Source organism: Bradyrhizobium sp. 14AA (genome assembly GCF_054185205.1).
Map to the genome: position 1 here is coordinate 892,088 of NZ_JAVAYM010000001.1, position 24,635 is coordinate 916,722.

General features: G+C 64.3%; 24 protein-coding genes. 13 read left to right on the forward strand and 11 right to left on the reverse strand.

The window, feature by feature from the left end; translation table 11 throughout:
* Window positions 1-29 precede the first annotated feature (29 nt).
* The 6 genes from sufC (at window position 30) to RAD15_RS04185 (ending at window position 4,757) form a co-directional block, all read left to right on the forward strand.
* Window positions 30-779, forward strand: coding sequence for a Fe-S cluster assembly ATPase SufC (gene sufC / locus RAD15_RS04160; protein ID WP_458174616.1), 750 nt, complete (start codon window positions 30-32; stop codon window positions 777-779).
* Between the two features lie 11 nt (window positions 780-790).
* A complete protein-coding gene (sufD, locus tag RAD15_RS04165; RefSeq protein ID WP_458174618.1) occupies window positions 791-2,095 on the forward strand; it encodes a Fe-S cluster assembly protein SufD in 1,305 nt (434 codons plus the stop codon).
* Window positions 2,092-3,339 (forward strand): cysteine desulfurase, encoded by a 1,248-nt coding sequence (locus RAD15_RS04170; protein WP_458174620.1) that lies wholly within the window; start codon window positions 2,092-2,094, stop codon window positions 3,337-3,339. Before sufD ends, RAD15_RS04170 begins: the two co-directional genes overlap by 4 nt.
* A complete protein-coding gene (locus RAD15_RS04175) occupies window positions 3,336-3,707 on the forward strand; it encodes an SUF system Fe-S cluster assembly protein (protein ID WP_458174622.1) in 372 nt (123 codons plus the stop codon). Before RAD15_RS04170 ends, RAD15_RS04175 begins: the two co-directional genes overlap by 4 nt.
* 49 nt (window positions 3,708-3,756) lie before the next feature.
* Window positions 3,757-4,155, forward strand: a complete 399-nt coding sequence (locus RAD15_RS04180; RefSeq protein ID WP_074123211.1) for a HesB/IscA family protein — start codon at window positions 3,757-3,759, stop codon at window positions 4,153-4,155.
* 158 nt (window positions 4,156-4,313) lie between these two features.
* Entirely contained in the window at window positions 4,314-4,757 is a 444-nt protein-coding gene (locus RAD15_RS04185) for a TfoX/Sxy family protein (protein ID WP_458174624.1), read from the forward strand.
* 64 nt (window positions 4,758-4,821) lie between these two features.
* Here the strand turns inward: RAD15_RS04185 and RAD15_RS04190 are convergent, their stop codons facing one another.
* The 3 genes from RAD15_RS04190 to RAD15_RS04200 all read right to left on the reverse strand — a co-directional run bounded on the left by RAD15_RS04190 (window position 4,822) and on the right by RAD15_RS04200 (window position 8,891).
* Window positions 4,822-5,889: a diguanylate cyclase gene (locus RAD15_RS04190; RefSeq protein WP_458174626.1), complete on the reverse strand. Its 1,068-nt coding sequence runs from the start codon at window positions 5,887-5,889 to the stop codon at window positions 4,822-4,824.
* Between the two features lie 166 nt (window positions 5,890-6,055).
* The gene (locus RAD15_RS04195) at window positions 6,056-7,609 is read right to left on the reverse strand and encodes a DEAD/DEAH box helicase (protein ID WP_458174628.1); all 1,554 of its coding nucleotides are present in this window, start codon (window positions 7,607-7,609) and stop codon (window positions 6,056-6,058) included.
* A gap of 298 nt (window positions 7,610-7,907) precedes the next feature.
* Entirely contained in the window at window positions 7,908-8,891 is a 984-nt protein-coding gene (locus tag RAD15_RS04200) for a helix-turn-helix transcriptional regulator (protein WP_458175037.1), read from the reverse strand.
* 200 nt (window positions 8,892-9,091) lie between these two features.
* On the opposite strand from RAD15_RS04200, the gene RAD15_RS04205 reads away from it, so the two are divergent.
* Complete coding sequence (locus RAD15_RS04205; RefSeq protein WP_458174630.1) at window positions 9,092-10,603, forward strand: caspase family protein; 1,512 nt, start codon at window positions 9,092-9,094, stop codon at window positions 10,601-10,603.
* 32 nt (window positions 10,604-10,635) lie between these two features.
* On the opposite strand, the gene RAD15_RS04210 is transcribed toward RAD15_RS04205, so the two are convergent.
* Window positions 10,636-10,923: a hypothetical protein gene (locus tag RAD15_RS04210; protein WP_458174632.1), complete on the reverse strand. Its 288-nt coding sequence runs from the start codon at window positions 10,921-10,923 to the stop codon at window positions 10,636-10,638.
* A gap of 106 nt (window positions 10,924-11,029) precedes the next feature.
* On the opposite strand from RAD15_RS04210, the gene RAD15_RS04215 reads away from it, so the two are divergent.
* Together RAD15_RS04215 and RAD15_RS04220 are read left to right on the forward strand one after the other, a co-directional pair.
* Window positions 11,030-12,277 carry an FAD-dependent oxidoreductase gene (locus RAD15_RS04215; protein ID WP_458174634.1) on the forward strand — a complete coding sequence of 416 codons (1,248 nt, stop codon included), beginning with the start codon at window positions 11,030-11,032 and terminating at the stop codon, window positions 12,275-12,277.
* A gap of 179 nt (window positions 12,278-12,456) precedes the next feature.
* A complete protein-coding gene (locus tag RAD15_RS04220) occupies window positions 12,457-13,227 on the forward strand; it encodes an outer membrane protein (protein WP_458174636.1) in 771 nt (256 codons plus the stop codon).
* Between the two features lie 94 nt (window positions 13,228-13,321).
* On the opposite strand, the gene RAD15_RS04225 is transcribed toward RAD15_RS04220, so the two are convergent.
* From RAD15_RS04225 to parE, 5 genes are all read right to left on the reverse strand, one after another.
* Entirely contained in the window at window positions 13,322-14,092 is a 771-nt protein-coding gene (locus tag RAD15_RS04225; protein ID WP_458174638.1) for an SDR family NAD(P)-dependent oxidoreductase, read from the reverse strand.
* A 21-nt stretch (window positions 14,093-14,113) separates the two neighbouring features.
* The gene (locus RAD15_RS04230; protein ID WP_063194318.1) at window positions 14,114-14,299 is read right to left on the reverse strand and encodes a hypothetical protein; all 186 of its coding nucleotides are present in this window, start codon (window positions 14,297-14,299) and stop codon (window positions 14,114-14,116) included.
* Between the two features lie 291 nt (window positions 14,300-14,590).
* On the reverse strand, window positions 14,591-15,352 hold the full coding sequence (locus tag RAD15_RS04235; protein ID WP_458174640.1) for an outer membrane protein: 762 nt from the start codon (window positions 15,350-15,352) through the stop codon (window positions 14,591-14,593).
* A gap of 291 nt (window positions 15,353-15,643) precedes the next feature.
* Window positions 15,644-16,426 carry an outer membrane protein gene (locus tag RAD15_RS04240; protein ID WP_458174642.1) on the reverse strand — a complete coding sequence of 261 codons (783 nt, stop codon included), beginning with the start codon at window positions 16,424-16,426 and terminating at the stop codon, window positions 15,644-15,646.
* Window positions 16,427-16,883: 457 nt separating this feature from the next.
* Window positions 16,884-18,929, reverse strand: a complete 2,046-nt coding sequence (gene parE, locus RAD15_RS04245) for a DNA topoisomerase IV subunit B (RefSeq protein ID WP_458174644.1) — start codon at window positions 18,927-18,929, stop codon at window positions 16,884-16,886.
* Between the two features lie 275 nt (window positions 18,930-19,204).
* Here parE and RAD15_RS04250 point away from each other — a divergent pair, with 275 nt between their 5' ends.
* From RAD15_RS04250 to argC, 3 genes are all read left to right on the forward strand, one after another.
* Window positions 19,205-19,735, forward strand: coding sequence for a DedA family protein (locus tag RAD15_RS04250; protein ID WP_458174646.1), 531 nt, complete (start codon window positions 19,205-19,207; stop codon window positions 19,733-19,735).
* 225 nt (window positions 19,736-19,960) lie between these two features.
* A complete protein-coding gene (locus RAD15_RS04255; RefSeq protein WP_458174648.1) occupies window positions 19,961-20,629 on the forward strand; it encodes an FMN-binding negative transcriptional regulator in 669 nt (222 codons plus the stop codon).
* Window positions 20,626-21,609, forward strand: a complete 984-nt coding sequence (gene argC / locus RAD15_RS04260) for an N-acetyl-gamma-glutamyl-phosphate reductase (RefSeq protein ID WP_458174650.1) — start codon at window positions 20,626-20,628, stop codon at window positions 21,607-21,609. The genes RAD15_RS04255 and argC overlap by 4 nt, the downstream gene beginning before the upstream one ends.
* Window positions 21,610-21,678: 69 nt before the next feature.
* On the opposite strand, the gene RAD15_RS04265 is transcribed toward argC, so the two are convergent.
* Window positions 21,679-22,077, reverse strand: coding sequence for an MAPEG family protein (locus tag RAD15_RS04265; protein ID WP_458174652.1), 399 nt, complete (start codon window positions 22,075-22,077; stop codon window positions 21,679-21,681).
* 63 nt (window positions 22,078-22,140) lie between these two features.
* Window positions 22,141-23,952: a PHA/PHB synthase family protein gene (locus RAD15_RS04270; RefSeq protein WP_458174654.1), complete on the reverse strand. Its 1,812-nt coding sequence runs from the start codon at window positions 23,950-23,952 to the stop codon at window positions 22,141-22,143.
* 254 nt (window positions 23,953-24,206) lie between these two features.
* On the opposite strand from RAD15_RS04270, the gene RAD15_RS04275 reads away from it, so the two are divergent.
* Window positions 24,207-24,482, forward strand: coding sequence for a hypothetical protein (locus RAD15_RS04275; RefSeq protein WP_458174656.1), 276 nt, complete (start codon window positions 24,207-24,209; stop codon window positions 24,480-24,482).
* Window positions 24,483-24,635: the final 153 nt, after the last annotated feature.

Genomic DNA, 24,635 nt, shown 5'->3' on the forward strand with positions numbered 1-24,635 from the left:
AACATCAATTGAATAGACTGGATACCAAGATGGCTTTGCTTGAAGTGAAAGACCTGAAGGTTCGTGTCGAGGAGCGTGAGATCCTCCACGGGCTGACGCTGACCGTGAACGAGGGCGAGGTGCACGCGATCATGGGGCCGAACGGCTCCGGCAAATCGACGCTCTCCCATGTCATCGCCGGCAAGCCCGGCTACGAGGTCACCGACGGCCAGATCCTGTTCAAGGGCGAGGACCTCCTGGAGATGTCGCCGGACGAGCGCGCCGCCAAGGGCGTGTTCCTGGCGTTCCAGTATCCGGTCGAGATCCCCGGCGTCGCCACCATGACCTTCCTGCGCACCGCGCTGAACGCGCAGCGCAAGGCCCGCGGCGAGAGCGAATATTCGACGCCGGACTTCCTGAAGAAGGTCCGCGAAGTCTCGAAGTCGCTGAACATCCCGCAGGACATGCTCAAGCGCGGCGTCAATGTCGGCTTCTCCGGCGGTGAGAAGAAGCGCAACGAGGTGCTGCAGATGGCGCTGTTCGAGCCGAGCCTGTGCATCCTCGACGAGATGGATTCCGGCCTCGACATCGACGCGCTGCGCATTGCGGCCGACGGCGTCAACGCGCTGCGCTCACCCAAGCGCGCGATGGTCGTCATCACCCATTATCAGCGGCTGCTGAACTACATCGTGCCCGATTTCGTGCACGTGATGTCGCGCGGTCGGGTCGTTAAGAGCGGGGCCAAGGATCTGGCGCTGGAGCTGGAGTCGTCCGGCTACGCCCAGTTCGAGGACGCGTAAGGATTTTTGCGATGAACGTTGCTGTGGCAAAGACCGGAGGTGGCCGCGCGGTGAGCGATCTGTTCGCCAGCGCCGAAGGCCGCTTGCCGGGTTCGCCGGAAGTGGCAGCAGTGCGCCGCGAGGCGTTCGAGACCTATGAGCGTCTCGGCCTGCCGCATCGCCGGATCGAGGAATGGAAATACACCGACCTGCGCGCACTGGTCGGCGAGGTGCTGCCGCTGGCAGCTAGTCCCGATGCAGCCGCGCTGAAGCGCGCCGCGGACGCGGTGAAGGCACATGCGATCGCTGGAGCCCGCAAGCTGGTGCTGGTCGACGGCGTATTCGCGGCCGAACTTTCCGACGTGAAGGCGCTTGCCGCCGAGGCAGGCTTCAGGACTCTGCGGGAGACGCTGGAGAAGGATGTCGGTCTGCTGAAGACCGCAGCCACCGATGCCGTGATCGCGCTCAACGCTGCGATGGCGACCGACGGCGTCGTTCTGTCGATCGCCGACGGCGCACAGCTGTCTGCGCCGATCCAGATCATCCACATCGCGACCGCATCTTCTGCGTCGGCCTTCACCCGTTCGCAGGTCGCGATCGGGAAGGGCGCACGCGCCACGATCGTCGAGAGCTTCGTCGCGGCAGGCAGCAAGGCCTATCAGGTCAACGATGCCGTGCTCCTGACCGTCGGCGACGATTCCGACATCGCGCATATCCGCCTGATGGACGATGCGCCTGATGCCGTGAACGTCACCTCGCAATTCGTCACCGTCGGCGCCAATGTGAAGCTCAACTTCTTCAACATGACGACCGGCGCCGCCGTCAGCCGCCTCCAGGGATTCATCACGCTGGCGGGCGAGGGCAGCGAGCTCTCGGCCAACGGCGTCAACTTGCTGCAGAAGACCGAGCATGGCGACACCACGCTGGTCGTCGACCACGCCGTGCCGAACTGCGTCAGCCGCGAAGTTTTCCGCGCGGTGATCGACGATCGCGCCCATTCGGTGTTCCAGGGCCGCATCATCGTCCGTCCCGATGCGCAGAAGACCGACGGCAAGATGATGACCCGCGCGCTGCTGCTCTCGGACGAAGCCGAGGCCGATAACAAGCCCGAGCTCGAGATCTTCGCCGACGACGTCTCCTGCGGCCACGGCGCTACTGCCGGCGCGCTGGACGACAGCCTGTTGTTCTATCTGAAGGCGCGCGGCCTGCCGGAGAAGCAGGCCCAGGCGCTGCTGATCCAGGCCTTCGTTGGCGAGGCGATCGAGCAGATCGCCGATGACAATCTGCGCGAGCACGTGATCGGCATTGCCGAGCGCTGGCTGGAGCGGCGGTCATGAGCACGAATCCCGCAGTCAAGAACGGCGCCTACGACGTCGCGCGCGTGCGCCAGGACTTTCCGGCGCTCGCCATGCAGGTCTACGGCAAGCCGCTGGTCTATCTCGACAACGCCGCCTCGGCGCAGAAGCCGAGCGCCGTGCTCGACCGCATGACGCAGGCCTATCAGTCCGAATACGCCAACGTGCATCGCGGCCTGCATTACCTCGCCAACGCCGCGACCGAAGCCTATGAGGGCGGCCGCACCAAGGTCGCGCAGTTCATCAACGCGCCGCGACCTGAGGAAGTGATCTTCACCCGCAACGCGACGGAAGCGATCAATTTGGTCGCCTCGTCCTGGGGCGGGCCGAACATCGGGGAAGGCGACGAGATCGTCATCTCGATCATGGAGCACCACTCCAACATCGTGCCATGGCACTTCCTCAGGGAACGCCAGGGCGCGGTGATCAAGTGGGCGCCGGTCGACGACGAGGGCAACTTCCTCATCGACGAGTTCGAGAAGCTGCTGACGGCCAAGACCAAGCTGGTCGCGATCACCCAGATGTCGAACGCGCTCGGCACCATCGTCCCGGTCAAGGACGTCGTGAAGATCGCCCACGCGCGCGGCATTCCCGTCTTGGTCGACGGCAGCCAGGGTGCGGTGCACATTCCGGTCGACGTCCAGGACATCGGTTGCGATTTCTACGTCTTCACCGGCCACAAGGTCTACGGTCCGACCGGCATCGGCGTGCTCTGGGCCAAATACGATCACCTCGTCGCGATGCGCCCCTTCAACGGCGGCGGCGAGATGATCCGCGAGGTTTCGCGCGAGGTCGTGACCTATGGCGATCCCCCGCACAAATTCGAGGCGGGCACGCCCGCGATCGTCGAGGCGGTCGGGCTTGGCGCAGCCATCGACTACGTCAATTCGATCGGCAAGGAGCGCATCGCCGCCCACGAGCACGATCTGGTCACCTATGCCCAGGAGAAGCTGCGCGAGATCAATTCGCTCCGGCTGATCGGAACCGCGCGCGGCAAGGGCCCGGTGATCTCCTTCGAGCTCAAGGGCGCACACGCCCACGACGTCGCCACCGTGATCGACCGCCAGGGCATCGCGGTGCGCGCCGGCACCCATTGCGTGATGCCGCTTTTAGAGCGGTTCAACGTGACGGCGACATGCCGGGCCTCGTTCGGCATGTATAATACGCGGGAAGAAGTCGATCATCTGGCACAGGCGCTCTTGAAGGCGCGGGATTTGTTCGCATGAGTGACACGGCCGAAATCAAAGCCAATCCGATGGAGACCCAGTCGGCGCTGCCGCCTGAGGAGACCGAGCGCCTGACCACCGAGATCATCGCCGGGCTCAAGACTGTGTTCGATCCGGAAATCCCGGCCGACATCTACGAGCTCGGCCTGATCTACAAGGTCGAGATCAAGGACGACCGCTCGGTCGACGTCCTGATGACGCTGACGACGCCGAACTGCCCGGCCGCCGGCGAGCTGCCGACCATGGTCGAGAACGCGGTCGCCAGCGTGCCCGGCGTCGGCGTGGTCGACGTCAAGGTCGTCTGGGAGCCGCCGTGGTCGCCCGAGCGCATGAGCGACGAGGCTCGCCTCGTCCTCAACATGTGGTGACGCGTAACTCTGGCATTGAATTCGCTCCGCAACTGACCACATCACTGACATGACACAGGCAACACCAGCATCCACTCCGAAGCCGCGGCGCCCGCGCCCGCAGGTGATGCGGCTGACGGACGCTGCTGCCCAGCGCATCACCGAGCTGACCCAGCGCGCCGATTCCGAGATCGTGGGCCTGCGCGTCGGCGTGAAGAACGGCGGCTGCGCCGGCCAGTCCTACACGGTCGAATACGCTCACGAGATCCGCCCGACCGACGAGGTCGTCGAGGACAAGGGCGTCAAGATCCTGGTCGATCCCAAGGCCGTGCTGTTCCTGCTCGGCACCGAGATGGACTACAAGGCCGACAAGATGCAGGCCCAGTTCGTCTTCAACAATCCTAACCAGATCTCCGCCTGCGGCTGCGGCGAGTCGGTCGAGCTGCGCCCGGCCAAGATCGACGGGTAGCGCCTTCCCAACACTCTCGTGTCCCGGACGCGCCGCAGCGCCCTTGCGCTGCTGCGCAGAGCCGGGACCCACGCTATAGTCATCGGTACAGAAGACTGGGCCCCGGCTCAGCAGCGCATCGTTGCACGCTGCGCTGCGTCCGGGGCACGAGGGTGCCCATGGACCGCGAATTCCTGATCGACCTGTTCGCCGATTTCGGCCCCGTCACCATCCGAAAGATGTTTTCCGGCTACGGCATCTCCGCCGACGGCATCAACTTCGCGCTGTCTCTGCGCGCCGGCCTGTTCTTCCGCGCCGACGAGGTGACGATTCCGGACTTTGAAGCCGAAGGCTCGAAGCCGTTCCAGTATTCGACCCGCGCCAAGACCGTGCTGGTCAACTCCTATTGGGAGCTGCCCGCGCGCCTGTTCGACGATTCCGCGGAACTTGCGCAATGGGCGAGGGGCGCGCTCGCCGCCGCCCAGCGCGCCAAGGTGAAGAAGCGGCCGAAGGGGAAGAAGGTCGCGAAGAAGGCCGTGCCGAAGAAGCGTGTGGCGAAGAAGGTTGCCAAGAAGGCGGTGCGTAGGGTGGGCAAAGCGGAGCGTGCCCACCGTTCGAAATAGTCACGCCGAGATGGTGGGCACGGCGCTATGCGCCTTTGCCCACCCTACGGCATCTGGTGAAAACCTACGCCACCCGACTGTGCGATTCGACTGCGAATTCCGGATCTGCTTCGCAGATCACGCGGTTGCGGCCGTTGCGCTTGGCCGCGTAGAGGCAGGCATCCGCACGCTCGATCAGCGCGTCGGTGTCGTCACCCTGCTTGAGCATGGAGACGCCGACGGAGATGGTGACGCGGCCGAGGATCTCGCCGGTCGATTTCTTCTTCAATTCCTTCGCCATCACCGCGCGGCGAATGTGGTCGGCCACGGTGAGGGCCTGGCGCAGCGCGGTGTTCGGCAGCACGACCGCGAACTCCTCGCCGCCATAGCGCGCGGTGATGTCCTGGCCCTTGATGGTCTGCTTCAGCGAGAGGCCGACGAGCCGCAGCACCTGGTCGCCGGTGAGATGGCCGTAGGAATCGTTGAACGACTTGAAGTGATCGATGTCGAACAAGAGCAGCGACAGCGGCTCGCCGCTCGCCAGCGCGCTCTGCACGGCCATGTCGATCATGCGGTCGAAATATTTGCGGTTGCCGAGGCCCGTGAGCGGATCGGTCAGGCTCTCGGCGCGGATCGCCTCCAGGCTCTGCTGGAGATTGTTGATCTCGCTCTTCGACAGCGTCAGCCGGTCTTCGAGCGCCTTGTTGGTCTCGCGCATCTCGCTGGTCGAACGCAGCAAGGTCTCGACGATCGACTTGATCTGCTCGCGGCTCTTGGCCGACGACAGCTTCTCGGTCGCGCCCGACAGGCTGGCGTCGTAGGAGCCGGCCATGCCGAGCGCATCGCCGAGAACCTTCATCACGTCGTCGATCTCGCCGATGACGCGCGCGCCGACCTTGTCGATGCGGTCGGTGGTCTTGATGTGGGAGAGATAGGTCTCGTAGATCTGCTCGAGATCGGCTTCGGTCAGCTTGCCGCTTCGTGCCAGCGTCTCGTTGATGATCTTGTTGAGCGGCGCGTTGTAGCCGGTCGCGTAGACGTACCAGATCTCGTAATTGCGGGGAATTGCAGTCTGCCGAAGCGATCGGATCTGACCGAGTGCTACCTCGGCGAACGCCATCGTGCGTTCGTGTTCGTCAAGCACCTTGACCACGGAACATACCCCACAGCGGTCGGCGCACCATCGACCGCAGCAATGCTTAAATTATGTTCGTAGGCTAACGGACGTTCGTGAACGCCCCGTAAATATACGTTCACGAAAAGCGTCTAAAAACGTGTGCGGCGAATTTCCTCAACCGCAACCTGGAGCGCATCGCGCTTCAGGCCCCGGCGGGGGAGCGAACCGGCCGCAGCAGGAATGCCGGCAGATGCGAGTGATCGCCCGGCTCGCTGTCGGCCTCGCGTTGACGGCGCGGCTCCGGACGGCCGATCGACGGCACATGCGAATTATTATTGACCTGCTGGCGCGAGCTGCGCCGCGGCTCGGGCGCGTGCTTCTCCTCGGAACGATGCCTGGCTTCCGAGGGCTGTCTTGCCTCCGAGGGCTGTCTCGCCTCCGAGGGCTGTCTCGCCTCCGAATGCCTCGCTTCGGAAGCATGCCTTGTCTCGCCACGCGGCTCGCGCGGCTCGTGGCTGCGCTCACGGTCGCGGCCGCCGCGTTGCGGCTTGCCACGTCCGCCACGCGAACGCTCGCGGCCACGCTGCTCGCGCGGACGCTCGGTCGCATCTCCGGATTCGGCGTGGACTTCGTAGTCGCCTTCGGCGCGGGGAATGCTCTGGCCGATCAGCTTCTCGATCGCCACCATCGACTTCTGGTCGAGCGGCGTCACGATCGAGATCGCGGTGCCGGTGCGGCCCGCGCGACCGGTGCGGCCGACGCGATGGACGTAGTCGTCGGGATGGTGGGGGACATCGAAATTGAAGACGTGGCTGACCTCGGGAATGTCGAGGCCGCGGGCGGCGACGTCGGAAGCGACGAGGAGCGGCAGCTCGCCCTTGCGGAACTGCTCGAGCGCCGCCATGCGGGCCGGCTGGTCCATGTCGCCGTGCAGGGCACCGACGCTGAAGCCGTGCTTCTGGAGCGATTTGTGAACGATCGCGACCTCGCGCTTGCGGTTGCAGAAGATGATCGCGTTCTTGAGATCCTTGGCCTCGCGCAGCAGGCGGCGAAGCAGCTCGCGCTTCTCATGCGCCTCGCGGCCTGCGGGCACCTGCGACTGCGTGACGGTCACGGCGGTGGTGGCGGGCTTGGAGACCTCGACCTTCTGCGGATTGTGCAGGAAGGCTTCGGTGATGCGCCGGATTTCCGGCGGCATGGTCGCGGTGAAGAACAGGGTCTGCCGCGTGAACGGGACGAGCTTGCAGACGCGCTCGATGTCGGGAATGAAGCCCATGTCCAGCATGCGGTCGGCTTCGTCGATGACGAGCAGCTCGACGCCGGTGAGGAGCAAACCGCCGCGCTCGGTATGGTCGAGCAGGCGGCCCGGGGTGGCGATCAGCACGTCGACGCCGCGCGTCAGCTTGGCATCCTGGTCGCCGAACGACACGCCGCCGATCAGGAGAGCGACGTTGAGTTTCTGGCCTGCGCCGTAGCGGTCGAAGTTTTCCTTCACCTGGGCCGCGAGCTCGCGGGTCGGCTCGAGGATCAGCGTGCGCGGCATGCGCGCGCGGGCTCGACCCTTTTCGAGGATGGTGAGCATCGGCAGCACGAAGGCCGCGGTCTTGCCGGTGCCGGTCTGGGCGATGCCGAGTACGTCCTTGCGTGCGAGGACGTGGGGGATCGCCTGTTCCTGAATGGGGGTGGGGGTGGTGTAACCGGTGGCCGCCACTGCGGCGAGGACTTTTTCGGACAGTCCGAGATCTGAAAAGGACATTGAGCCTCTGGTCGAAACCGCCGTTCGGAATCGAGGGTAATAAGGCTGTCGCGTTCCACCCCGAAACGGCGCGCTCTCAAAGAAGCTGGGGGTGCTGACTCACGCGAACAAAGCGCCAGGCTCAGGAATCGGTCTTCGATCTGAGCCGCGTCGCCCCGGAACATAGGCGGGAATCGGCCAAAGTCAATGGAGCGGGCGCGGGAAGACCCTAAAAAACCTGAGGTTTTTACCCAAATACCGGGCGTGGCTTGGGTTTTCCGACCAAGCCAGGACCTGGCCGGATCCGCCAAAACGACGGCTAGCACCCTTCCGGGCTCTGGGCGCGGAAGTCGCCGGGGGCCATGCCGTAGGCGGCGTTGAAGACCCGGTAGTAGGTCGCCAGGCTCTCGAAGCCGCAGGAGCTCGCGATGTCAGCGATCAGCCGCTCCGGTGCTTCGCGCATCAGGCGGCGGCTCTGTTTCAGGCGCTCGTCAGTCACCGTCTGCGAGAAACTCCTGGCCGCGGTCTCGAACAGCATGTGGAGGTGGCGCACGGACACGCCGAGCTGGTCGGCCACCATCGTTGGCGCGAGACTGGGGTTTTCCAGGTGGCGAGCGATCAGGCGCCGCGCCTGCGAGAGGCGGGCGGTCCGCAGCGCAGCCTGACCGAGCCGGCCGCCGGGGCGCACGATGCCGCGCTCGATCAGCGCCAGATGGGCCAAAGCCTGGACGAGGGAGGCCTGGACCAGCGCGGCTGCATCGGCGTCGGCGTCATCACCCGCGGCGGCCTCGCCGAGATCGGCGAAGCAGGCGTCGAGCAGGGGCGCCAGGGTCGGATCGTCGAATGTCCGGGGCGCAAGCTCGCGCACGCGTTTGTCCTGCGCCGGGATGCAGCTCACAGGGATCTTCAGGATCCGCAGGTGAAAGCCTCCCGCGCCCAGCGGCTGTGTGCGATAGGGCAGGTCGGTATGGCTGGTGGCGAAACGGCCATTGGCGATCGAAAAGTCGCTTCCGCGCATGCCGCCGAACCAGCCGCCGCTGCCGAGCTGCTGGTAGACGCAGATGCTGTCACCGGGCGCGTAGGCGATATCGGACGTGCTGCGCTCGACCGCATATTGCGAGGCCTTCAGCTCGACGAGACCGCCGCCGCCGCCGAGCTGGCGCAGCGAGAATTCACCGTAGAAGTCCGCGCGTCGCTCCCGTTCGAGTTCTGCCGTGACGCCGAACAGGCCTTTGGCGCGCACCTCGCGCCAATAATCGAAGCGATCATGCGGCTCGACTTCGTCGGTACACCAGCGAAACACGGCAGCCCCCGCTTGCAGCGCAGTTGCTCTAGAAAGAGCAGATTCCGGCGGAATCTGCCATAGGCAGATGATGGAACCCAAGCCTGCGCCCGTTGAACCGTCGATATGTCTGGGCCGACTATCACATCAACAGGTGGGGCTCCAATGAACGAGCGTTCGAGGGAACCGGCACGGGGCCGCTCTGCAACGGGATTTTTTCGATGACGCGTCGCCTTTTCAGAATTCTGGCAACCCTTGGCCTCGCGGTGAGCCTGGGCGGCTTCGCGCTTCCCGCCTATGCCGAGAAGCGCGTCGCGCTCGTCGTCGGCAACAACGACTACAGGAACGTCCCGAAGCTGCTCAAGGCCGTCAACGACGCCCGCACCATGGGCGATACGCTGAAGCAGCTCGGCTTCTCCGTGATGGTCGCCGAGAACCAGAGCCGGCAGCAATTCTCCGAGACGCTGCTCGCGTTCGACCGGGCGATCGAGCCCGGTGACACCGCCTTCTTCTTCTACGCCGGCCACGGCTTCGAGATCGCAGGCCAGAACTACCTGCTGCCGACCGACGTGCCGGCGGCGACCGAAGGGCAGGAGGAGCTGGTGCGTGACGCCTCCATCCTGGCCGACCGCATCGTCGAGCGTCTTCAGAACAAGAAGGCGCGGACCTCGATCCTGGTGTTCGACGCCTGCCGCAACAACCCCTTCGAGCGCAAAGGGACCCGCGCGGTCGCCGGCGGCGGCGGGCTTGCGCCGATGGTGCAATTGCCGGAAGGGGTGTTCTCGGTATTTTCGGCGGGCCCCCGCCAGACCGCGCTCGATCGTCTGTCCAACGACGACGCCAATCCCAATTCGGTGTTCACGCGCACCTTCGCCAGGGAGCTGCTCCAGCCCGGCGAGAACCTCGTGCAGGTGGCGCAGCGCACCCGCCGTCTCGTCAGTGAGATGGCCGACACCGTCAAGCACAGGCAGGTGCCGGTCTATTTCGATCAGATGGTCGACGACGTCTTCCTGAGCGGCAACGCCAAGGACGCAGTTGCGCGTCCGGCCGATCCGCCGCAGCAGCTGGCGGCGCTGCCGCCGGTGTCAGTGCCGCGCCTGCCGAAGGAAGAGACCACCAACGCGCCGATCGCGAGCTTCTCGCGGCACAATGGCGGCTGGAGCGTGGTGTTCTCCTTCGCCGATCCGACGCTCGGCATTTCCTGGCGCATGGCGGGCAACGGCGATTTCCGCGAGACCGGCTTCATCGACACGCTCGATCCGCGCACCCGCAAGCGGATGCCGAACCCGTCGATCGAGCTGCCGCCGGATGCGCAGGCCGGCACGATCGAGGTCCGCTATGTCGATCAATCCGGCGACCTGCAGGGGCCGTTTCCGATCAGGTTCGATCCCGAGGCCGCGTTGATCCGCGACCAGCGCAAGATCCTCGACATGACCGCGACGAGCTGGCTGTCATTCCGCGAGTTCAACGGGCTGCTCGTCTACTACACGCACCTGGTGTCCTACCGCTGCGCGATCCGCGAAGTCCGCATTGGCATCGATACCGCCGTTCCCAACCAGGTGTTGAAGATGCCGGGGTGCGACATGCGCGACCCCAGCGCGATCAGCGCCGGCATGCCGCTCTACATGAAGCTCAATCCGGCCACGCAGTTCATCTCGGTGGAGCTGACCTATCGCGACGGCAGCGTGTCCGAGATCAAGAGTTTCCGCAGCGCGAACCGCAGCAACAACTGAGCGGTTGATATCGTCGGGCGACGCGAGCCCCGCTAAAGGCGGGGCTTCCTGAAGAAGTGCTTGATGGATTCGACGGCTTCGATCAGGGGCGGAGCCAGCGAAAAGAATGCGCCCATCGCGATCGAGATGATGACGTGACGGAGCAGGAGCTTCTCCTCCTGTTCCTCGAACGGATAGCTATTCTGGTCGATCCGCACCGGGGCAAGCGCGCCAGCGCCCTGCGGATTCGACTTCCGCGGCTTGCGCGGCGGGATCATGATCACAACGAAAAGCACGTTGATCAGGATCCAGATGCCCAGCAATATAAGGATCGTCCGCACTGCAATTTCCTGAAAGAAATCGAAATTTGTTGCAACGCTAACGGGCATTCACAGCTGCGGCAAATTAAACCTGCTTGCTGCACCGCACAGAAAACTTAAGTCGTAAATGAGGGTGGCTTTGAACCCGAGTTCCTCCGTACAAGTCCGGTGTTGTATCGTCGGCGGAGGGCCGGCCGGCATGATGCTCGGCTATCTCCTGGGACGCGCCGGCATCGACGTCGTGGTGCTTGAGAAGCATGCGGATTTCTTCCGCGACTTCCGCGGCGATACCGTGCATCCCTCGACGCTCCAGGTGATGGACGAGCTCGGCCTGATCGACGGTTTCCTGAAGCTGCCGCATCAGCGCTTGCAGACGATGGATGGACTGTTCGGCGGTACCCCGGTGCGTATCGCCGATCTCGGCCGGCTCCGCACCAAGTACCCCTTCATCGCCTTCATGCCGCAATGGGACTTCCTCAATTTCCTCCGCGAGGCCGGCCGGCGCTTTGCCTCGCTCAAGGTGATGATGAGCACGGAGGCGGTCGATCTGATCCGCCGCGGCGACACGATCGCCGGCGTGCGGGCGAGAACGCCGGACGGCATCATCGACATCGAAGCCGATCTCACCATTGCCTGCGACGGCCGGCATTCGACGGTGCGCGAGCGCGCGGGCCTCGACGTCGAGGAGATCGGCGCGCCGATGGACGTGCTGTGGTTTCGCGCCGGTCGCAAACCTGACGAGACGGAGAACGTGTTCGCGCGCGTCGAGCCCGGCAAGATGATGATCACCTTCGACCGGGGGGACTATTGGCAATGCGCCTATGTCATCGCCAAGGGACAGCATGATGCGGTGAAGGCGAGGGGATTGCTGGCGCTGCTCGACGACGTGGTGCGCATGGCGCCGATCCTCAAGAGTGGCATCAACGAGGTGAAGAGCTTCGACGACATCAAGCTGCTCACCGTCGCGATCAACCGCCTGACGCGCTGGACGCGCCCCGGCCTGCTTTGCATCGGCGACGCCGCGCACGCGATGTCGCCGGTCGGCGGCGTCGGCGTCAATCTCGCCGTGCAGGACGCGGTCGCGACCGCCAATCTGCTCGCGGACAAGCTCGCGCACGGCTGCCCGTCCGAGGACGAGCTCGACGCCGTACGGCGCCGCCGCCAGTTCCCGGTGAAGATGACGCAAGCGATGCAGGTGATCGTGCAGAACAACATCATCAGCGGCGCGCTGCAGGGCGGCGGCCAGCCGCTGAAGGTGCCGCTGATCGTGCGCCTGATCACCGCGCTGCCATGGCTCCAGGGCATTCCGGCGCGCATGATCGGGCTCGGCGTGCGGCCCGAGCACGTGCATTCGAAGGCTGCTCCGGCATCGTAGCGCGGCAATTCGGTAGGGATAATGTCACGTTAAATCGCGCTTCGCGCGTTGCGGACCTGCAACAGCGCAGACGGATTCAGGGGTCGCAACCTGCCAATCCGGCGTCTTAACTTTCTTGATTCAAATTTGAGTAAGAGTTGCGTGTGACCGTGCGCCCATCAAAGGACACGGGGTGTACCATGCGTAACAAGTTGATTGCCGCCTTCGCCTGCACGACCGCTCTGGTTTCGACCGGCGCTGCCTCCGCCGCCGATCTCGGTGCGCGCTACACGAAGGCGCCCGCTTACGTCGAGCCCCTGTTCAACTGGACCGGTTTCTATGTCGGCGGCCACATCGGCGGCGCGTGGACCAACGAGCAGTTCATCAACAACGGGATCGGCGCGCCGTTCGGCGACCTCGTCCCCGGTCAGGGCTATCGCCAGCGCGGCGCGGGCATCATGGGCGGCGCCCAGATCGGTTACAACTGGCAGGCCAACAACTACGTGTTCGGCATGGAAGGCACGATCTCCGGCCTCGACAACAAGGGCTCGTTCACGAACACCGCGTTCGGCGCTGGTGACGACGTGTTCTCCTGGCGTGCCAATGTGCTCGCGACCGTCGTCGGTCGCGCCGGCTTCGCGGTGCAGAACAACCTGTTCTACATCAAGGGCGGCTATGCCGGCGTGAACAACCGTCTCAGCGTCAGCGACACCGTTCCGAACCCGTCTACGGGCTCGGGCGGTCAGACCCACTGGGCCAACGGCTGGACCGTTGGCGCCGGCTGGGAGTACGGCATCACCCGCAACTGGATCGTTGGCCTCGAATACAATTACGCAGCCTTCGGCAGCCAGACCTATCAGCTCGGCGGCACCTCCGGCAACTACACCTTCGATGCCAAGCCGCGCGACATCCAGTGGGCCGTCGTGCGTGCGAGCTACAAGTTCGACGCGCCGGTCATCGCGCGCTACTGAGTCAACGGACGACCAAACAGCGACAAAAGACGATCACTGCCAAAATTCAAAAGCCCCGGCTTTGCCGGGGCTTCTTTTTTGCGTGCGAGCGGCCTCAGGCCATCACCGAGAATCCGCCGTCGACGGGGATCGCAGTGCCGGTGACGAAGTTCGACGCGGGCGAGGCGAGGAACACCGCGATGCCGGCGAAGTCGTCGATGTCGCCCCAACGCCCCGCAGGCGTGCGCGCCAGCACCCGCTCGTGCAATCCCGACACCTGCTGCCGCGCGCCGCGGGTGAGATCGGTGTCGATCCAGCCCGGCAGGATGGCGTTGACCTGGATGTTGTCGGGCGCCCAGGCATTGGCGCAGGCGCGCGTGTATTGCACGATGCCGCCCTTGCTCGCCGCATAGGCCGTCGCGAAGCTGGCGCCGAAGATCGACATCATCGAGCCGATGTTGATCACCTTGCCGTTGCCGGACGCCTTCAACGCCGGATAGGCCAGCTTCGAGCACACGAAGGCGCTGGTGAGGTTGGTGTCGATCACCTTGTTCCACTCGTCGAGCTCGAGCTCGTGCGGCGGCTTGCGGATGCTCATGCCGGCATTGTTGATGAGGATGTCGATGCGGCCGAGATCCCTGACGACGCGGTCGATCATGGAAGCGACCGCCGCCTTGTCGGTGACGTCGGTCGTGACGGCGATCGCCTTCACGCCGCGCGCCTTGAGGTCGGCGACGGCCGCGGCCGACTTGGTTTCGTTGCGTCCGACCACCGCGATATCGGCGCCGGCGTCGGCGAGACCGTGGGCCAGGCCGAGCCCGATGCCGCCATTGCCTCCTGTGACGATCGCGACCTTGCCGCGGAGATCGAACCGGTTGGATGTCATGCTTTTACTTCCTGGTTTCTTCTATTGGTTGCTCTGCCAGATCAGGACCAGGCCGAAGCCGGCCATGGCTGCGCCATAGCCGGCCCATTGCAGCTGGTTGACCATGAAGCTCGATCGCGGCCAGGCAATCGTGCCCGTGCCCTGTCCGATCCAGAGCAGCCCGACGGCGAGGGCAAACAGGCCTGCTACAAGCAGAAATCTGCGCATGCATTCCTCCCCATCGGTCTGATTCTGCCGCGGTCCACGGCACGAACGACCGCGCGGCCACGAAAACTTCGGGCCAGACTAGCCGTAGCTTCGGTTCGGACACAATGGCTGCGGAAGCAGGGCCGCAGGAAGCGCGGGCGGAAGCGATGGCGCTTCGTGATGCGCGGAGCAGGGCGACCACTGATGGACTGGGCTTTGCGATCAAGCTCAGCTCGCCTGCGCCTGCGATTCCCGCAAAGAAAAAGCCCCGGACATTGCCGGGGCTTTCCGATTATCTGAGACCAGGTCGGATCAGTACTTGGCGCCGCCCGAGCCACCCCAGTTGAAGCGGTAGACGAGCTCGCTGCGGACGCTGTGCTCACTGAACTTCTGGGCGGATTTGACAAGGAGGGCACCCGTCGCGAAATCGTTGATGGAGCTATTCTGGCGATCGAATTCCGAGTAGCGATACTCGGTCTTCCAGAACAGGCCGGGCAGGAAGCCGGTCAGCGCGTACTCATGGCCAGTACCGATGAACCAGCCGCTCTTGGTAAAGCCAGGCGAGGTAAACTGCGGGATCCCGGTGAGGCTCAAGGTCGTGTCCTTCCAGTGCGCCTGTGTGTAGCCGCCCGAAACATAGGCCAGCAACTGAGGTAGAATCAGGTAGCCGACGCGAGCGCCCACGGCCCACTGCCAATCCTGCTTCTGTTTGCCGGTGGCGAACGTGCCCAGGGTGGTGTCGCCGCGGACGTCCATGAAATCGTAGTCAGCGAAGGCGCCAACCACCCAGTTCTGGAACTGGTAGTCGCAACCGCCCTGCACGGTACCGAACCAGCCGCGTGCACCGTTCGTCTGGTTCGAGGTGAAGGCGGCACCCGTCACCGGATCGTAGACGTTGTTGTCGTTGTTGGTCATCGCGCCGCCACCGCCGGCGCCAACGTAGCAGCCGGTCCAGTTGACGACGGGCGCAACGGCGACCGGAGCCTTGGTGTAGGGGCGGGCAGCCAGATCAGCGGCGGAAGCCGTGCCCGTCGTCGCCGCAACCGCGGTCAGAGCCAGCAAAAACTTCTTCATGTCCAAATTCTCCAACCTTGGTCTGTTCGGCGCGAGCGCACAGAATTCCCGCGTCATCCGATGACCGATCTATAGACGGTTCCCTCCAAAAAGATGTTGCCGGTCAGAGACATACGACGTGGAACGCCTGGCCTCAGGCGACCCGTCTAGGCTTGCGCGACCCATTGGCGCGTCGTGCACCGCACGCAGCTTTCGACGAATCGAGCCGCGACCTCGGCAGACAAGTCGACACAACGAAAAAGCCCCGGGCGATGCCGGGGCTTTGACGTCTGAATTGAAGTTCAGATCAGATCAGTACTTCGCGACGACCGGACCGGTCCAGTTGAAGCGGTAGACCAGCGAGGTCGAGACCGTCTGGTTCCAGCTGTTGGCGCGGATGCTGTTGCCGACAGGGAGGTTGGTGACGTCGAACAGCTCGTTCTGGGTCTTCGCGTTGTAGAAGGCCGAGCGATATTCGGTCTTCATGAACCAACCGGGCGAAGAGATGCCGAAGATGTTCAGGCTGTTTTCCACGCCGCCGCCGATGAACCAGCCGTTGCGGTTGTAGCCGTTGAGATGGGCACCGACCGGAACGCCAGCCAAGTCGGTGAAGCTGGTGCGGCCGAAGTGGGCGCCCGAGTAACCGCCGTTGACGTAGGAGAGAACGTTCGGAGCGACGAGCCAGCCGAGGCGCACGCCGGCGGCCCACGAGTCTTCCAGCTTCTGGCTACCGGTGATGCCGTTGAGCGGATCCTGAACGGTGCCGCGGATGCTGCCGAACTGACCGTCGGCGAACACGCCGGCGACCCAGGTTCCGCTGAACTGCCAGTCGTAGCCGAGACCGACGGTGCCGAACCAGCCCGAACCGCCCTGGCGCTGCGTAATCGTCAGCGGCGTGCCGGTAACCGTATCCACAACGCTCTGGTCAGAGGCCGAGATGCCACCGCCGGCACCGCCGAAGATGTAGAAGCCGGTCCAGTTGGCGACGGGCGCCGGCATCGGGGCCTTCACGTAGGGGCGGGCCCCAAGGTCGGCAGCCGAGGCCGAACCGGTCATCGCCGCAACCGCGGTCAGAGCGAGCAAAATCTTCTTCATGATAAAATCCCCAACCTTGGTCTGTCGTAGCAGGCGCGAGCGCACTGAAGTCCGTGTGATCTGATGCCCGGACTATAGACGTTTCCCGCCGAAATGCTGTTGCCGGACAGGCACAGTTGGCCGAAAACGCCGCTCGGTGGTGATCTGGGGTCTGGCGACTGAGATTGAAAATAGCGACGTGATTTCAACGCATTAATCGGATCTCGAAATCACGAATTCCGTTAAGGTCTCATTAGCGAATTCGGCTTTGTCCGAAATGGAGGCGATCGTACCTCGGTCTTGGCTCCGTGAGTCGTTGGCCGAGTCGCCAGGCACGCGGCGGGAATCGAGGGTGCGCGGCGGCCTTGGCAGGATGGCCGGACATGATCCCCGGACATGGCCGGTGTCGTCCCCACAAAAAAGAGCCCCGGCTTCGCGCCGGGGCTCCGATGGACGGGCGGCGCCTGGCGCCGGCGGATCAGACGTCCAGCAATTCCTCGCTGGCGAACTCGGCCTTGTCCGAGATGAACGCGAAGCGCGCTTCGGCCTTGGTGCCCATCAACCGCTCCACCGAATCTGCGGTGGTGTCGCGGTCGTCGGCGAGCAGCACCACCTTGAGCAGCGTCCGCTTGCGCGGATCCATGGTGGTTTCCTTGAGCTGTGCCGGCATCATCTCGCCGAGACCTTTGAAGCGGTTCACCTCGACCTTGGCGTTGGCGTTGAACTCGCTCTTGAGCAGCGCTTCCTTGTGCTTGTCGTCGCGGGCGTAGACCGATTTCGAGCCGTGCGTGAGCTTGTAGAGCGGCGGCACCGCGAGGAAGAGGTGGCCCTCGTCGATCAGCGGTCGCATCTGCCGGTAGAAGAACGTGATCAAGAGCGAAGCGATGTGCGCGCCGTCGACGTCGGCGTCGGTCATGATGATGATGCGCTGGTAGCGCAGATCCTCTTCGCGATATTGCAGGAGCTGGCCGCAGCCGATCGCCTGCACGAGGTCGGAGAGCTGGGCGTTCGCCGTCAGCTTGTCCTTGCCGGCGGAGGCGACGTTGAGGATCTTGCCGCGCAGCGGCAGCACGGCCTGGGTCTTGCGATCGCGCGCCTGCTTGGCACTGCCGCCGGCCGAGTCGCCCTCGACGATGAAGAGCTCGGAGCCTTCGGTGCCGGCGTCGGTGCAATCGGCGAGCTTGCCGGGCAGGCGCAGTTTCTTGCCGGCGGTTTTGCGCGCGGTCTCTTTCTCCTGCCGCCGCCGCAGCCGTTCCTCGGCGCGGTCGACCACGAAGTCGAGCAGCCTGTTGGCCATGTTCGGATTGCCCGACAGCCAATGGTCGAACGGATCCTTCATCGCCTGTTCGACGATGCGCTGCGCCTCGGCCGTTGCGAGGCGGTCCTTGGTCTGGCCCTGGAATTCAGGCTCGCGCACGAACACCGACAGCATCACGGCTGCACCCACCATCACGTCTTCCGACGTGATGGACGAGGCCCGCTTGCCCTGGCCGACGCGTTCGGCGTGATCCTTCAGGCCGCGCAGAAGCGCGCTGCGCAGACCGGATTCGTGCGTACCGCCATCGGGCGTCGGCACGGTGTTGGTGTAGGACGACAGGAAGCCGTCGGCATCCGCGGTCCAGGCCACAGCCCATTCGCAGGCGCCATGCGCGCCGTTGCGGCCCGACTTGCCGGAGAAGATATCCGGATGCACCAGCGTGTCGGCGTGGATCGCCGCGGCCAGATAATCCTTGAGGCCGCCGGGAAAGTGGAACGTCGCTTCCGCCGGGACGTCCTCGACGCCCTTCAGCAGTTCGGGCGCGCAGTTCCAGCGGATCTCGACGCCGCCGAACAGATACGCCTTCGAGCGCGTCATCTTGAACAGGCGCTGCGGCTTGAACGCGGCCTTGGCGCCGAAAATGTCGGTGTCGGGCTTGAAGCGCACGCGCGTGCCGCGGCGGTTGTTGATCTTGCCGAGGTCCTCGAGCTTGCCCTTGGGGTGCCCGCGCTCGAACGTCATGCGGTAGAGTTTCTGGCTGCGCGCGACCTCGACTTCGAGCAGCGAGGAGAGGGCGTTCACCACGGAGATGCCGACGCCGTGCAGGCCGCCCGAGGTCTCATAGACCTTGGAGTCGAATTTGCCGCCCGAATGCAGCGTGCACATGATGACTTCGAGCGCCGACTTCTTCGGGAATTTTGGATGCGGATCGATCGGGATGCCGCGGCCGTTGTCGGTGACGGTCAGGAAACCATCCGCGGAGAGCTCGACGCCGATGAAGGTCGCATGTCCCGCCAGCGCCTCGTCCATCGAGTTGTCGATGACTTCGGCGAACAGGTGATGCAGCGCCTTCTCGTCGGTGCCGCCGATATACATGCCGGGCCGGCGGCGCACCGGTTCCAGGCCTTCGAGCACCTCGATGTCGGCCGCGGTGTAGTCGGCTTCTCCGCCGCTTGCGCGCGGCGCCGCCTTGGCGGCCGCGCGGGGCTTTGGCTCATCGCCGCCGAAAAAATCGTCTTTTGCTTTGGACTTCAACTGCTTGGACATATATCTTGATGCGCTTTGAGGGCCGCCTGAGCGGCGAATCGGTTAGGCCGACTATGCCACGGCTGGTCTTGAAAGGTTACCGCAGGGGCGGGCCGGGCGGTGTGGTTGGGAGCCAATCCCGGCAATTTTACGCCGCGGGCCCATCTATTCCCGGCAATTTGACGTCCCGGTCCGGCTTCAGCCGGGTTTTGTGACTTGATGTCACACAAGTCCTTGGCTTACCAGTCCTTTTCATCGAGCAGCACCTTGAGACAGGGCGGGAAGGCTAATCTGGAATGGAGCAGTATGCGCACGCCCTGGCCGATTTCGTGCGCGCTCACCAGGCCTGGGCAGCCCCCATCGTGTTCCTGCTCGCCTTCGGGGAGTCGCTCGCCTTCATCTCGCTGCTGATCCCGGCCTGGGGGGCGCTGGTTGCGATCGGTGCGCTGATCGGGGCCAGCGGCATCAGCTTCTATCCGGTCTGGATTGCCGGCGGCCTCGGAGCCGCGCTCGGCGACTGGGTCTCCTACTGGTTCGGCTACCGCTACAAGGAGCATGTTGCCCAGATGTGGCCGCTCTCGCGCTATCCGGAACTCCTGCCCAGGGGCGAGGCCTTCGTGCGGAGCTGGGGCGTGCCCAGCATCTTCATCGGCCGGTTCTTCGGTCCCTTGCGCGCCTCGGTACCGCTCGCCGCGGGCATTTTCGAAATGCCCTATTGGAGCTTCCAGGCCGCCAATTTCGTCTCGGCCCTGATCTGGTCGGCGGCGCTGCTGCTGTTCGGCGACGTGATCGCGAAGATCATGGAATGGATCTGGCGGGTGATCTGACGCCTGATCCTTGACGGGAACCGCAACTGGCCTTATAGCCGCGCGCCATGATCAACGCCGCGACCATCCTGTTCGCCCGTCGCCGCCGCCGCTCTTTAGCGGTTTGGGCGGTCGATCGCGTTTGAGATCATCGTCTTTGCCGCTGGATCCGATCCGCGGCATTCTCTCTCCTGTCAGCGCGATCTGATCCGGCGGCCCCCCAAGGAGGCCCAGCAGGAGACCACGATGTACACGCCACCGTTTTTCAAGCAGGACCGCGCCGCGAGCCTGAAATTCGCCGACGAGCGCGGCTTCGGCACCATGTGCGCCTTTGACGGCCACAAGCCGGTCGCCTCGCCGCTGCCGTTCTACCTGACCTACGCCGCCGACGGCACGCCGCAGGCCGCCTTTCATGTCGCCCGTCACAATCCGCTGCTAAAGCTTGCGGGCGGCGAGGCGGCCTGGCTGCTCGCGGTCAATGGCCCCGATGCCTATGTATCGCCGGACTGGTACGTCTCCCCGGATCAGGTGCCGACCTGGCTCTACCAGTCGGTGCATCTGAGCGGGCCGGTGCGGCTGTTGTCGGACGACGAGCTGGCGGTGCAGATCGACACGCTCAGTGACAAGTTCGAGAACTGGCTTCTGCCAAAGAAGCCGTGGACCTCGGGCAAGATGACGGCGGGCCGGCTGGAAGCGATGAAGAAGGGGATCGTGGGGCTGGTCATGATAGTTGAAGAGGTCGAAGGCAGCTTCAAGCTCAACCAGCACAAGTCCGACGCCGACTACGCGGCGATCGCCAATGCGCTCGGTGCGCAAGCTCACGCCGACGCCAGGGAAATCGCACAATTGATGCAGGACGTGAGGCCGGAAGCCTTCGCGAACGAAACCAATATGCTAGAAAGGAGCGCGCCATGAGCCTCGTTGACACCAAGCAAGCACCGACCACCGGCGCGGCCAAGAAGCCGGCCACCGTTTTCGTCGACGGCGGCTCCGGCACCACCGGCCTTGGCATCAACGAGCGGCTGAAGCTCCAGAACGACGTCGTCGTGAAGACGATCGCCGACGACAAGCGCAAGGACCCCGCGGCCAAGAAGGCGCTGATGGAGGAGGTGGATCTCGTCATCCTCTGCCTGCCCGACGATGCCGCCAAGGAAACGGTTGCGCTGGTCGACAGCATGGGCGCTGCGGGCCCGAAGGTGCTGGACGCCTCGACCGCCTACCGGGTCGCGCCTGACTGGGCCTACGGCTTTCCCGAGCTGACGCCGGAGCAGGCCGGCAAGATCAAGGCCGCCAGGAAGGTCTCCAATCCCGGCTGCTATCCGACCGGCGGCATTGCGTTGCTGCGGCCGATCGTCGATGCGGGCCTTTTGCCTCCTGACTATCCCATCACCGTCAACGCGGTGAGCGGCTATTCCGGCGGCGGCAAGTCGATGATCGCGAGTTTTGAAGACGGCAGCGCGCCGTCGTTCGAGCTCTACGGTCTCGGCTTCGAGCACAAGCATCTGCCAGAGCTGCAGCTCTATTCGAACCTGACGCGGCGGCCGATCTTCATCCCCTCGGTCGGCAACTACCGGCAGGGCATGCTGGTCTCGGTGCCGCTCCAGCTCGACACGCTGCCGGGCAAGCCCGGTGGTGCCGACCTGCAGGCCGCGCTGGCCAAGCGGTATGCCGGTTCAAAGTACGTTTCGGTGATGCCGCTTCAGAACGAGGCGTCAAAGGGCGGCCGGCTGGAGCCGGAAGCGCTCAATGAGACCAACATGCTCGAGCTCTACGTCTTCGCCAGCGACAAATATCACCAGGCGGTGCTGGTCGCCCGGCTCGACAATCTCGGCAAGGGCGCCTCGGGCGCAGCCGTGCAGAACATGCGGCTGATGTTGGGCTTGGCGGACGAGTAGGGCGGTCTCGTGCCCCGGACGCAGCGCAACGCCACTTGGCGGTGCGCTGCAGAGCTGGGACACGGGGGCTCAAAACACCTTGAAAATAGCCAGCGCCAGCACGGCCTGCGCCAGGAAGCCGACGGTGAAGGCCAGCGTGCGGAACACCGGGATCCCGAGCGCGTAGACGATCAGATGCGCGACGCGCGACCAGAAATAGACGGCGCAGGCGAGCACGGTCCATTTCGAGGAATAGTCGATCGCGTTCAGGATCAGGACCAGCGGGGCGAACAGCACGAGGTTCTCGACGGCGTTGTCGTGCGCGAACATCAACCGGTTTGCCCACTCGGCTTGAGGCTTGTCGCCGCGGGAGGGATTGGCCATCGCGCCGGTGAGACCACGAACCTGGCAGCGGTTGATGGTGTAGGGAATCCAGAGGATTCCGGTCAGGATCACCGTCAGTGTCAGCCAGAATAATTCGCGCGTCATAGTCCGTCCCCTCTGTGGTCGCTGTGTCGAGAGCGAGTCTATACGAAAGCGCGGCAGATTCCGCTATGCGCGAACCCTGACATAGCTGCCGGGCGCGTCCTCGATCGCCGGCAGGGCGTCGCTACCGACGGCGCGCGCGGGGACTTCCTCCGGATCGAGCCCGCCCAGCCATTGCCGCCAGTCCGGCCACCACGAGCCCTTGTGCTCGACCGCGCCTTTCATCCACTCGGCGACGTTGATGTCCTTGACGTTGTCGTTGGTCCAGTACTGGTACTTGTTCGAGGCCGGCGGGTTGACGACGCCGGCGATGTGGCCCGAGCCCGACAGCACGTACTTCACCGGGCCGCCGAAGAATTGCGAGCCGTACAGCACCGATTCCGCCGGCGCGATGTGGTCCTCGCGGGTGGCGAGGTTGTAGACGGGCACCTTGACCTTGGAGAGATCGAGCAGGGTGTTGTCGAGCACCATGGTGCCGGTGGAGAGCCGGTTCTCCAGATAGCAATTGCGCAGGTAATAGGAATGGTTCGACGCGGTCATGCGGGTTGCGTCGGAATTCCAGTGCAGCAGGTCGAACGCGCTCGGCTGCTGGCCCTTCAGATAATTGCTGACGACATAGGACCAGATCAAATCGTTGGAGCGCAGCATGTTGAAGGCCATCGCCATCTTCGAGCCCTCGAGCACGCCGGCGGCCTTCATGTCCTGCTCGAGCGCTGAGATCTGATCCTCGTCGACGAAGACCAGCAGATCACCCGCGTGGGTGAAGTCGACCTGCGCCGCGAAGAACGTCGCGGACGCCACGCGCTGGCGGCGCTTCTCGGCGAGCCAGGCCAGGGTGGTCGCGAGCATCGTGCCGCCGACGCAATAGCCGGCGGTATGCACCTTCATCTCCCCGGTGACCCTCTCGATCACGTCCATCGCCGTGAGGGGGCCTTCCTTCATGTAGTCTTCCCAGCTCTTGGTGCCGAGCCGCTTGTCGGGATTGACCCATGAGATCACGAACACGGTGATGCCCTGGTCGACGCACCACTTGATGTAGGATTTCTCCGGCTTGAGATCGAGGATGTAGAACTTGTTGATCCAGGGCGGCACGATCAGGAGCGGGGTGCGCAGCACCGTCTCCGTGGTCGGCGAATACTGGATCAGCTGCATCATCTCGTTCTGGTAGATCACCTTGCCCGGCGTCGTCGCCATGTTGACGCCGACCACGAGGTTGTCCGGGTTGGACTGGCGGATCTTCAGCATGCCCTTGCCGGCCGCGATGTCCTCGGCCAGCATCTTCAGGCCGCGCGCCAGGTTCTCGCCGCTGCTGGCGACCGTCTCGCGCAGCACTTCCGGATTGGTCAGCACGAAGTTCGATGGCGAGATCGCGTTGGTAAGCTGCTGCATGTAGAACTCCGCCTTGCGGCGGGTTTGCAGATCGAGACCATCGGCGTCGCGCACCAGCTCCTGCGCCCATTTGGTCGTGAGCAGATAAAGCTGCATCAGGAAATCGAAGAACTGGTTCGACTTCCATTCCGGATCGGCAAAGCGCTTGTCGCGCGGCGAGGGCGCGATCGCGGGCTGGGCGTCCTGCTGGCCTGCCATGCGGCGCGCCGCCGACCCCCAGAGGTCGAGATAGTCCTTCGCGAGCTTGGTCTGGAGATCGGAGGAGCGGGACGTATCCGACAGCCAGTATTCGGCGACCGAGGTGAAGGTCTTGACGACCTCGGCAAGCTCGGCCGGCGGGCGATCCTGCACCTCGCCGCTCTCGCGCGGCTTGAGGTAGGCGGCCAGCGCCTTGCCGCCGCTCTCCATCGCCCGCGCGACATTCATCGCGAAGGCTTCCGCATCGAACTTCGTCTCGGGTTTGGGCGTGTCGGTCGTGGCCATGCTCATGAGCAGAACAGTAACGAGTCATTCCGTATTCGTCACCGCGAAGCTCGCATCTTTGGCGTTAAACACTCTCGAAGATGTGTTGCAGTGCGACAAATTTTCTTGGTTCCGTCACAATCGAGCCGCACCGCTCGGTTTGGTGGTCCCGGGCTGTTTTCTCGCTCGCACCATTTGGGCAGCAATGGTTTGAGCTTGGGCGCGGGGTCGGGTAAGACTTGCCCGGGGCCGTGCTTTGGGACGAGTAGGGGATTTCCCAAGTGTTGGCGTTTAGGGACCTGCAAAAGTCGCTGCTGATCTGTGGCGCGCTGCTGAGCGTGGCGTTCGCGCTGGGCGGCTGCTCGAGTCAGCTCGCGGATATGACGCCCGCGGATGCGCAGGCGCATCCCAGGGAGCCGGGCAGCTATCTGCCGGTGCATGATCTGCCGCCGGATCGTGACCAGGCGGTGATCCCGCCGGACCAGCGCGCCAAGATCGAGGCCGAGCTTGCCGCGGCGCGCGATCGCCAGGCCGTTGCCGCCAAGGATGCGAAGTAAAGGGCGCCAAATCAGGCGCAGGTAAGCGCTGGCGCCCTCGTCTTGCCGTGCTAAAAGACTTGGGTTCAGCCGAGAGTCAGGGCGAACGACTTCAGCCTCTATCGTCGAGAATTGCTCCAAGTATTTGATTTTGAGTAATTTTCGAGAGGGGCT

Coding starts and splice junctions, on each gene's coding strand:
- sufC (WP_458174616.1), top strand. CDS start 30: ATGGCTTTGCTTGAAGTGAAAGACCTGAAGGTTCGTGTCGAGGAGCGT.
- sufD (WP_458174618.1), top strand. CDS start 791: ATGAACGTTGCTGTGGCAAAGACCGGAGGTGGCCGCGCGGTGAGCGAT.
- RAD15_RS04170 (WP_458174620.1), top strand. CDS start 2,092: ATGAGCACGAATCCCGCAGTCAAGAACGGCGCCTACGACGTCGCGCGC.
- RAD15_RS04175 (WP_458174622.1), top strand. CDS start 3,336: ATGAGTGACACGGCCGAAATCAAAGCCAATCCGATGGAGACCCAGTCG.
- RAD15_RS04180 (WP_074123211.1), top strand. CDS start 3,757: ATGACACAGGCAACACCAGCATCCACTCCGAAGCCGCGGCGCCCGCGC.
- RAD15_RS04185 (WP_458174624.1), top strand. CDS start 4,314: ATGGACCGCGAATTCCTGATCGACCTGTTCGCCGATTTCGGCCCCGTC.
- RAD15_RS04195 (WP_458174628.1), bottom strand. CDS start 7,609: ATGTCCTTTTCAGATCTCGGACTGTCCGAAAAAGTCCTCGCCGCAGTG.
- RAD15_RS04205 (WP_458174630.1), top strand. CDS start 9,092: ATGACGCGTCGCCTTTTCAGAATTCTGGCAACCCTTGGCCTCGCGGTG.
- RAD15_RS04215 (WP_458174634.1), top strand. CDS start 11,030: ATGAGGGTGGCTTTGAACCCGAGTTCCTCCGTACAAGTCCGGTGTTGT.
- RAD15_RS04220 (WP_458174636.1), top strand. CDS start 12,457: ATGCGTAACAAGTTGATTGCCGCCTTCGCCTGCACGACCGCTCTGGTT.
- RAD15_RS04225 (WP_458174638.1), bottom strand. CDS start 14,092: ATGACATCCAACCGGTTCGATCTCCGCGGCAAGGTCGCGATCGTCACA.
- RAD15_RS04230 (WP_063194318.1), bottom strand. CDS start 14,299: ATGCGCAGATTTCTGCTTGTAGCAGGCCTGTTTGCCCTCGCCGTCGGG.
- RAD15_RS04235 (WP_458174640.1), bottom strand. CDS start 15,352: ATGAAGAAGTTTTTGCTGGCTCTGACCGCGGTTGCGGCGACGACGGGC.
- RAD15_RS04240 (WP_458174642.1), bottom strand. CDS start 16,426: ATGAAGAAGATTTTGCTCGCTCTGACCGCGGTTGCGGCGATGACCGGT.
- parE (WP_458174644.1), bottom strand. CDS start 18,929: ATGTCCAAGCAGTTGAAGTCCAAAGCAAAAGACGATTTTTTCGGCGGC.
- RAD15_RS04250 (WP_458174646.1), top strand. CDS start 19,205: ATGGAGCAGTATGCGCACGCCCTGGCCGATTTCGTGCGCGCTCACCAG.
- RAD15_RS04255 (WP_458174648.1), top strand. CDS start 19,961: ATGTACACGCCACCGTTTTTCAAGCAGGACCGCGCCGCGAGCCTGAAA.
- argC (WP_458174650.1), top strand. CDS start 20,626: ATGAGCCTCGTTGACACCAAGCAAGCACCGACCACCGGCGCGGCCAAG.
- RAD15_RS04265 (WP_458174652.1), bottom strand. CDS start 22,077: ATGACGCGCGAATTATTCTGGCTGACACTGACGGTGATCCTGACCGGA.
- RAD15_RS04270 (WP_458174654.1), bottom strand. CDS start 23,952: ATGAGCATGGCCACGACCGACACGCCCAAACCCGAGACGAAGTTCGAT.